This window comes from Nocardiopsis chromatogenes YIM 90109, from assembly GCF_000341185.1.
GTDB classification, from domain to species: domain Bacteria; phylum Actinomycetota; class Actinomycetes; order Streptosporangiales; family Streptosporangiaceae; genus Nocardiopsis_A; species Nocardiopsis_A chromatogenes.
Genome location: NZ_ANBH01000243.1, coordinates 1 through 8,664, shown reverse-complemented (window position 1 = coordinate 8,664; position 8,664 = coordinate 1). Strand labels below are relative to the sequence as shown.

Genomic DNA, 8,664 nt, shown 5'->3' with positions numbered 1-8,664 from the left:
CCCCGGGACCTCCGCCCCCGACGGCGGCCCCCGGGCCGACGTCGCCGTCCGGGAGGCCGCCGCCCTCCCCGGCGGCGGGGACCGCGGTGCCGCCGTGGCCGCCCTGGCCGAAGGCGCACGCGAGGCCGTCCTCGCCCTGCGCGCCGAGGGCCGCCTCGACGGCGCCCTTGCGGTCGGGGGGACCGGGGGCACCTCCATCGCCGCCCGCGCGCTACGTGCCCTCCCGCTGGGGGTGCCCAAGGCGGTGGTCTCCACCGCCGCCTCCGGCGACACCCGTCCCTACATCGGCGAGACCGACCTCGTCCTCATGCCCAGCGTGGTGGACGTGACCGGGTTGAACAGCGTCTCCACCCGCGTTCTGGCCAACGCCTGCGACGCGGTCGCGGGCATGGTGCGCGGCGCCCCGGTGGAGCGGCCCGCCGCCGGGGCCACCGTCGCCGCCAGCATGTTCGGCGTCACGACGCCAGCGGTCACCCGCGCGCGGGAGCTGATGGAACAGCGGGGCGACGAGGTGCTCGTATTCCACATGACCGGCACCGGCGGGCGCGCCCTGGAGTCCCTGGCCGACGGGGGCGCCCTCGACGGCATCTGCGACCTGACCACGACCGAGCTCGCCGACGAGCTGGTCGGCGGGGTCATGTCGGCGGGCCCCGGACGGCTGTGCGGCGGCCCACGCGTCCCCCGCGTGGTCTCGCTCGGCGCCCTGGACATGGTGAACTTCGGCCCGCGTGAGACGGTGCCCGAGCGCTTCGCCGACCGCCGCCTGCTGGTGCACAACCCCACGGTGACCCTCATGCGGACCACCCCGGCCGAGTGCGCCGAGCTGGGCGCCCGGCTGGCGGCCCGCGCCGCCGCCCGGACGGGGCCCACCGCGGTGCTGCTGCCGCTGCGCGGCATCTCCGCGGTCGCCGGGCAGGGCGGCCCCTTCCACGACCCGGACGCCGACGCCGCCCTGTTCGGCGCGGTGCGCGACGGCCTGGCCGGCACCGGTGTCCGGGTCGAGGAGCTGGACACCGACATCAACGACCCGACGTTCGCCGACGCCGCCGTCGCGGTGCTCGCCGAACTCGGCGGAACCACCGAGGGGAAGTGAGGGCATGGCCGGGATTCCCAGGGCGGAGATCCTCCAGCGGCTCAAGGCCAAGCAGGAGGCGCGCACCCCGATCATCGGCGGCGGCGCGGGCATCGGGCTGTCGGCCAAGTGCCAGGAGGAGGGCGGCGCCGACATCCTGGTGGTCTACAACTCGGGCCGCTACCGGATGGCGGGCCGCGGCTCGCTGGCCGGGCTGCTGGCCTACGGCAACGCCAACGAGATCGTCGAGGACATGGCGCCGGAGGTGCTGACCGCGGTGCGGGACACCCCCGTGCTGGCGGGCGTCAACGGCACCGACCCGTTCTGCGACTTCGACGTGTTCCTCCCCAGGCTCGCCGCCCTCGGCTACTCGGGGGTGCAGAACTTTCCCACGGTCGGCCTGATCGACGGGGTGTTCCGGGCCAACCTGGAGGAGACCGGGATGGGATACGCCCACGAGGTGGAGCTGGTCCGCCGCGCCCGCGCGCTGGACCTGTTCACCTCCCCCTACGTCTTCTCCGCCGAGGACGCGGCCGCCATGGCCGGAGCCGGGGCCGACGTGGTCGTGTGCCACATGGGCCTGACCACCGGCGGCACCATCGGCGCGGAGACCGCCCTGTCCCTGGAGGAGTGCGTGCCGCTGATCGACGCGTGGTCCCGCGCCGCCCTGGAGGTGGACCCGGAGGTGACGGTGCTGTGCCACGGCGGCCCGATCGCCGAGCCGCAGGACGCCGCGTACATCCTGCGCGCCTGCCGCGACGTGCACGGGTTCTACGGCGCCTCGTCCATGGAGCGGCTGCCCGTGGAGCAGGCCCTGACCGCGCGCACCCGGGAGTTCTCCGGCCTGACGTTCTGATCCGCCCTGAAACGTCGGGGGCGCGCCGTACGATGGACGCCCCCGACGGAAAGGGCGCCCGCGATGACGGAGCAAGGGCTGGACGAGACGCTGGAGGCCCACCGCGGCGAGCTCACCGGGCACTGCTACCGGATGCTCGGCTCGGCGTTCGAGGCCGACGACGCGGTGCAGGAGACCATGGTGCGGGCCTGGCGCGCGCACGAGCGGTTCGAGGGCCGCTCGGCCCTGCGCTCCTGGCTCTACCGCATCGCCACCAACGTGTGCCTGGACATGCTCCAGGGGCGGCAGCGGCGCGCCCGCCCGGTGGACATGGCCCCGGCGGGGACCGCCGCCACCCCGCTGGGGGCGCCGCTGCCCGAGTCGGCCTGGGTGATGCCCATGCCCGACCAGCGCATCGCCCCGCCCGACACCGGCGACCCCGCCGACGCGGTGGTCTCCCGGGAGACCGTCCGGCTCGCCTTCGTCGCCGCGCTGCAGCACCTGCCGCCGCGCCAGCGCGCCGTGCTCATCCTGCGCGAGGTGCTGCGCTGGCGCGCCGCCGAGGTGGCCGACCTGCTCGACACCTCGGTGGCCTCGGTCAACAGCGCGCTGCAGCGGGCGCGGGCGACCCTGGCCGCGCACGGCGCCTCCGCCGACCCCGGCTCCCCCGAGATGGACGCCGAGCACAAGGAGCTGCTCACCAAGTACGTCGACACCTTCGAGCGCTACGACATCGCCGCCCTGGTCACCCTGCTGCGCGACGACGCGGCCATGACGATGCCCCCCTTCGCCCTCTGGCTGCGCGGCCACGACGACATCGCCGCGTTCATGCTCGGCCCGGGGGAGAAGTGCCGGGACTCGCGCCTGGTGCCGGTCTCGGCCAACGGCGCCCCGGCCTTCGGCCACTACCACCCGGCCGAGGACGGCGACGGGCACGTGCCGTGGGCGCTGCAGGTGCTCGACATCGAGGACGGCCGCATCACCGGCCTGCACTGCTTCCTGGACACCCCGTCGCTGTTCCCCCTCTTCGGCCTCCCGCCCCGCCTGGAGCCCGGTTCCGCCGTGTAGGGGCCGGTTCCGGCCACCCGCAGGGCCCACACGCGGTGAACCTCCGGGAGCCCCCACCCGTCCGAGGGTGAGGTGCACGCGTCCCCCGTGTCCCGTGCGGCACGGGGGACCCCGACGAAGGAGGATCCCCCGTGGGACTGTTCGACTCCATCCGCGGCGAGCTCATCGACATCATCGAGTGGACCGATGACAGCCGCGACACCATGGTCTGGCGCTTCCCGCGGCACGACAACGAGATCAAGATGGGCGCCCAGCTCATCGTGCGCGAGTCGCAGAACGCGGTGTTCATCAACGAGGGCCGCCTCGCCGACGTCTACCCCCCGGGGACCTACACCCTCCAGACGCAGAACATGCCGGTCCTGTCCACGCTCAAGGGCTGGAAGTACGGCTTCGACTCGCCGTTCAAGGCCGAGGTGTACTTCGTCAACACCCGCCAGTTCACCGACATGAAGTGGGGCACCAAGAACCCCGTCATGGTGCGCGACCCCGAGTTCGGCCCGGTCCGCCTGCGCGCCTTCGGCGGCTTCTCCGCGCGGGTGGCCGACCCGGGGCGGTTCCTCACCGAGCTGGTCGGCACCGACCCCAACTTTCGCACCGAGGAGATCGAGGACCACCTGCGCCAGATGATCGTGGGCCGGTTCGGCCCCGCGCTGGCCAAGGCCTCGGCCCGCACGCCGGTCCTGGACCTGGCCGCCGGACAGGAGGACATCGGGGACAAGGTCGCCGCCGTGCTCAGCGTCGACCTGGCCGACCTGGGGCTGGAGATCCCGCGCTTCATCATCGAGAACGTCTCGCTGCCCGAGGAGGTGGAGGAGGCGCTGGACAAGCGCACCCAGATGGGGATCCTCGGCGACATGGGCGAGTACCAGCGCTTCCAGGCCGCGAACGCGCTGGAGAACTCCTCCCAGCACCCGGGGGGCGCCTCCGACGCGATGTCCATGGGCATGGGGATGGCCGCGGCGCAGCAGATGGCGCAGAGCATGCAGCAGCCCGCGCCGCAGCAGGCAGCGCCGCAGCAGGCCCCGGCGCAGGCGGGCGCGGCCGTGCCGCCGCCGCTGCCCGGCGGGCAGCAGTGGTACGTCGGCGCCGACGGCCGGCAGATGGGCCCCTTCGGCGCCGAACAGCTCCAGGGCATGGCGGCCCAGGGCACGCTCACCCAGGAAACGCTGGTGTGGAGCGAGGGGATGGCGCAGTGGACCGCCGCGGGCCAGGTTCCGCAGCTCGCGAACCTCTTCGGCGCCGTGCCGCCGCCGCTGCCGCCCCAGGCCTGACCCGCACCGCCATCCCCGAACCGCGCAGGAGCCCCATCGGCATGTCCACACCCCCGCCCCCTCCCGGCCCTCACCCGCAGGGCCCGTATCCCCCGCCGAGCCGCGGCAGGCACGCCGCCGGCCCTCCTCCCCAGGCCCCGCCGCCCATGCCGCCGCAGGCGGCCCCGCCGCCCATGCCGCCGCAGGCGGCCCCGGCGCCCATGCCGGTCCCCGTTCCGGCTCCCCCCGAGCCGGAGGAGGAGCCCGAGCCCGAGCCGGAAGCGCTCGCCGAGGCCCTCCCCTGCGGGGGCTGCGGCGCCGCGCTCCACTACAGCCCCGGGACCGCGGGCCTCCAGTGCCCCTACTGCGGGCACGAGCAGAGGATCGAGGCGCCCGACCGCGAGGTGGTCGAGCACGCCTACAAGGACCTCAAGGCCGAGAAGAAGCGGCGCGCGAAGTTCACCGAACAGGAGCTGGTCTGCCACGGCTGCGGCGCCCGCGTCCAGGGCGAGGGGCTGTCCTTCACCTGCCAGTTCTGCGCGCACCCGCTCGTCGTGGAGACGACGAACGATCCGCAGATCCCGCCGGAGGCGGTGCTCCTGTTCGCCCTGGGCCGGAGCCAGGCGCGCGAGTCGTTCCAGAAGTGGGTGCGCACCCGCTGGTTCGCCCCGCGGCGGCTGAAGAAGGTGGCCGACTCGGAATCGATGAAGAGCACCTACCTGCCGCACTGGACCTACGACGCCCGTACCCGGTCGGACTACACGGGCAAGCGCGGCGAGCACTACTACGTCACCGAAGAGCGCACCATCCGGCGGAACGGCAAGCGCGAGGTCCAGACCCGCAAGGTGCGCAAGACCCGCTGGCACTCGGCCAAGGGGCGGGTCAAGCGCGACTTCGACGACATCCTCGTGCACGCCACCACCAAGGTGCCCGAGGAGTACCTGGTGGAGCTGGAGCCCTGGCCCCTGAAGGAGGCCGTGCCGTACGCGCCGGAGTACCTGGCGGGCCACGAGACCGTCCGGTACGACGTCGAGCCCGAGGCGGGGCTCAAGCAGGCCAAGAAGGAGATGGCCAAGGCGATCCGCAAGGACGTGGTCAAGGACATCGGCGGCGACGAGCAGCGCGTCGAGTCGATCGACACCGCGTACTCGAAGGTCACCTACAAGCACATGCTGCTGCCGGTGTGGATCGGGTCCTACATGTTCCGCGGCAAGACGTGGCAGGTGCTGGTCAACGGCCAGACCGGCGAGGTCCACGGCGAGCGCCCCTACAGCGGGTGGAAGATCTTCTTCTTCCTCGTCTGCCTGCTGGCCGTCGCGGTCCTCGTCGGCAAGCTCGTCCTCGACTACACGGGCGACTCCTCGTCCGGGCAGGGCGGCGAGCAGGACGAGATCGTGGTGGAGAGCGACTGGGAGGAGGTCGGCTGAGTCCCCCGTGCCCCCTGTGGCGTAGGTCCCCTGTCGCCATCTGCGAATAGATCCGGCGGCCTGTGGGCGTTATGGGACGATGGCGCACCGCGAGGCGCCGGGGGCGCCTCGCGGACGTCCACCGACCGACGACCGCCCACCCCTGGGGGAAGAACCATGCCGACGGCCGCCGCGATCACCTCCTGGCTCGCCGACCATTCCGGCGCCCTGCTCTCCGGAGCGTTCAACATCGTCCTCATCGTCGTGCTCGCCGCCGTCGCACGGGTCCTGCTCGGGCGGCTGGTCACGGCGATGGTCACCCGCATCGCCGACTCCCGGGACCGGCTGCGCCCCGGGAACGGGGCGGCGGCCGAGCGCCGGCGCGCCCGCGCCGAGACGATCGGGTCGGTGCTGCGCAGCGTCGCCTCCTTCACCGTGTTCGGCGTCGCGCTGTTCATGGTGCTGGGCGAGCTCGGCATCAACCTGGGCCCGCTGCTGGCCGGCGCCGGTGTGCTCGGCCTGGCGATCGGCTTCGGCGCCCAGGGCCTGGTCAGCGACTTCGTCTCGGGCATGGCGATGATGCTGGAGGACCAGTACGGCGTCGGCGACACGGTGGACGTGGGCGAGGCCGTGGGCACCATCGAGGAGGTGGGCCTGCGCATCACCAAGGTGCGCGACATCAACGGCGGCCTCTGGTACGTCCGCAACGGCGAGATCCTGCGGGTCTGCAACATGAGCCAGGGCTGGGCCAACGCCGTGGTGGACCTCCCGGTGTCGGCCGAGGCCTCCCCCGCCGCCGCCGAGGCGGCGGCCCGCCGCGCGGCCGACGGCTTCGCCTCCGCCCCCGAGGCCGCCGGGGTCCTGCTGGAGGACCCGACCGTGGTCGGCGTCCAGGACATCGCCAACGGCGCGATGACCCTGCGGGTGACCGTGCGCACCCGCCCCGGCGAGCAGTGGGCGGTCGGCCGCGCGCTGCGGGCGCGGATCAAGAGCGAGATGGACGCCGACGGGATCGCGATGGCACGGCCGGCGCCGGTGTCCTGAAGCTCCGCCGAGGCACCGTGGCCAAGCGCTACTACCGGGTAGTAACATTGACTTGTTACCCACCGGTAGTCGCTTGCGTGCGCAGACACTCCGTCTGCGGTCACCGCGGGCACCAACAGCAGCGGAGCGCGCCAATGACGCACTACAAGAGCAACCTCCGTGACCTCGAGTTCAACCTCTTCGAGGTCTTCAAGCGCCAGGACGTGCTGGGCGGCGGCCCGTTCCCGGAGCTGGACGAGGACACGGCCCGGACCATCCTCGACGAGGTCAACCGGATCGCGACCGGCGTGGTCGCCGAGTCCTTCGAGGACGCCGACCGCAACCCGCCCGTCTTCGACCCCGCCACCGGCACCGTCGCCCTCCCCGAGAGCCTGAAGAAGTCGTACCGGGCCTACATGGACGCCGGCTGGTACAACCTGGACCTGCCCCAGGAGCTGGGCGGCCTGGGCGCGCCCCGCTCGCTGGTCTGGGCCGCGGCCGAGCTCATCCTGGGCGCCAACCCCTCCATCCACATGTACTCGGCGGGCCCCGGCTTCGCGAACGTCCTCTACCAGGAGGGCACCGCCGAGCAGAAGCGCTTCGCCGAGCTGGCCATCGAGCGCGGCTGGGGCGCCACCATGGTGCTCACTGAGCCCGACGCCGGATCCGACGTCGGCGCCGGCCGCACCAAGGCGGTCGACCAGGGCGACGGCACCTGGCACATCGAGGGCGTCAAGCGCTTCATCACCTCCGCCGAGCAGGACATGACGGAGAACATCTTCCACCTGGTGCTGGCGCGCCCCGAGGGCGCCAAGCCCGGGACGAAGGGCCTGTCGCTGTTCCTGGTGCCCAAGTACCTGGTCGACCTGGAGTCCGGCGAGCTCGGCGAGCGCAACGGCGCCTACGTCACCAACGTCGAGCACAAGATGGGCCTGAAGGCCTCCACCACCTGCGAGCTGACCTTCGGCGCCAAGCACCCGGCCGTCGGCTACCTGGTGGGCGACAAGCACGACGGCATCCGGCAGATGTTCCTCATCATCGAGTACGCCCGGATGATGGTCGGCACCAAGGCCATCGCCACGCTGTCCACCGGCTACCTGAACGCCCTGGAGTACGCCAAGGAGCGCAAGCAGGGCGCCGACCTGACCCGGATGGCCGACAAGACGGCCCCGCGGGTGGCCATCACCCACCACCCCGACGTGCGCCGCAGCCTGATGACGCAGAAGGCCTACGCCGAGGCGCTGCGCGCGCTGGTCATCTACACCGCCACCCAGCAGGACGCGGTGCAGATCGCCGAGCAGGCCGGTGAGGAGCACGAGGACCTCATCGCCCTCAACGACCTACTGCTGCCCATCGTCAAGGGCGTGGGCTCGGAGCGCTCCTACGCGCTGCTGGCCGAGTCCCTGCAGACCCTCGGCGGCTCCGGGTACCTGCAGGAGTACCCGATCGAGCAGTACATCCGCGACGCCAAGATCGACACCCTCTACGAGGGCACCACCGCCATCCAGGCCCAGGACTTCTTCTTCCGGAAGATCGTCAAGAACAACGGCCAGGCGTTCGGCCGCCTGATGGGCGAGATCAAGGGCTTCGCGGACAGCGAGGCGGGCAACGGCCGCCTCAAGGAGGAGCGGGCCCTGCTGGCCGACGCCGCCGCCGACGTCGAGAAGATCGTCGAGACCATGGTCGGCGACGCGATGCGCTCCGCCGAGGAGCCGCGCGAGCTGTACAAGGTCGGGCTGAACGCCACCCGCCTGCTCATGTCCGTGGGCGACGTGGTGCTGGGCTGGCTGCTGCTGCGCCAGGCCGAGGTGGCCCTGGAGCGGCTGGACGGCGCCGACGCCGCCGACACCGACTTCTACACCGGCAAGATCGCCGCCGCGCGCTTCTTCGCCTCCCAGGTGCTGCCGAAGACCGCCGCCGAGCGGGCCATCGCGCAGAACACCGGCCTGGACCTGATGGACGTTCCGGAATCGGCCTTCTAGACCGCACCGACCACGCCCACCTGCGGCG

Annotated in this window: 7 protein-coding genes; all 7 read left to right on the top strand. The window is 72.6% G+C overall.

The window, feature by feature from the left end:
• Window positions 1-1,093 (top strand): Tm-1-like ATP-binding domain-containing protein (locus tag D476_RS34175; RefSeq protein WP_017626150.1); only part of this gene is annotated, 1,093 nt, incomplete at its 5' end.
• A gap of 4 nt (window positions 1,094-1,097) precedes the next feature.
• Complete coding sequence (locus tag D476_RS0122360) at window positions 1,098-1,928, top strand: phosphoenolpyruvate hydrolase family protein (RefSeq protein WP_017626149.1); 831 nt, start codon at window positions 1,098-1,100, stop codon at window positions 1,926-1,928.
• 6 nt (window positions 1,929-1,934) lie between these two features.
• Entirely contained in the window at window positions 1,935-2,975 is a 1,041-nt protein-coding gene (locus D476_RS0122355) for a sigma-70 family RNA polymerase sigma factor (RefSeq protein WP_275041564.1), read from the top strand.
• Between the two features lie 131 nt (window positions 2,976-3,106).
• Window positions 3,107-4,246 (top strand): SPFH domain-containing protein, encoded by a 1,140-nt coding sequence (locus D476_RS0122350; RefSeq protein WP_017626147.1) that lies wholly within the window; start codon window positions 3,107-3,109, stop codon window positions 4,244-4,246.
• Window positions 4,247-4,419: 173 nt separating this feature from the next.
• Entirely contained in the window at window positions 4,420-5,652 is a 1,233-nt protein-coding gene (locus D476_RS0122340; RefSeq protein WP_017626145.1) for a hypothetical protein, read from the top strand.
• 156 nt (window positions 5,653-5,808) lie between these two features.
• Window positions 5,809-6,675 carry a mechanosensitive ion channel family protein gene (locus D476_RS0122335; RefSeq protein ID WP_017626144.1) on the top strand — a complete coding sequence of 289 codons (867 nt, stop codon included), beginning with the start codon at window positions 5,809-5,811 and terminating at the stop codon, window positions 6,673-6,675.
• A 134-nt stretch (window positions 6,676-6,809) separates the two neighbouring features.
• Entirely contained in the window at window positions 6,810-8,636 is a 1,827-nt protein-coding gene (locus tag D476_RS0122330; protein WP_017626143.1) for an acyl-CoA dehydrogenase, read from the top strand.
• The last annotated feature ends 28 nt before the right edge of the window (window positions 8,637-8,664 follow it).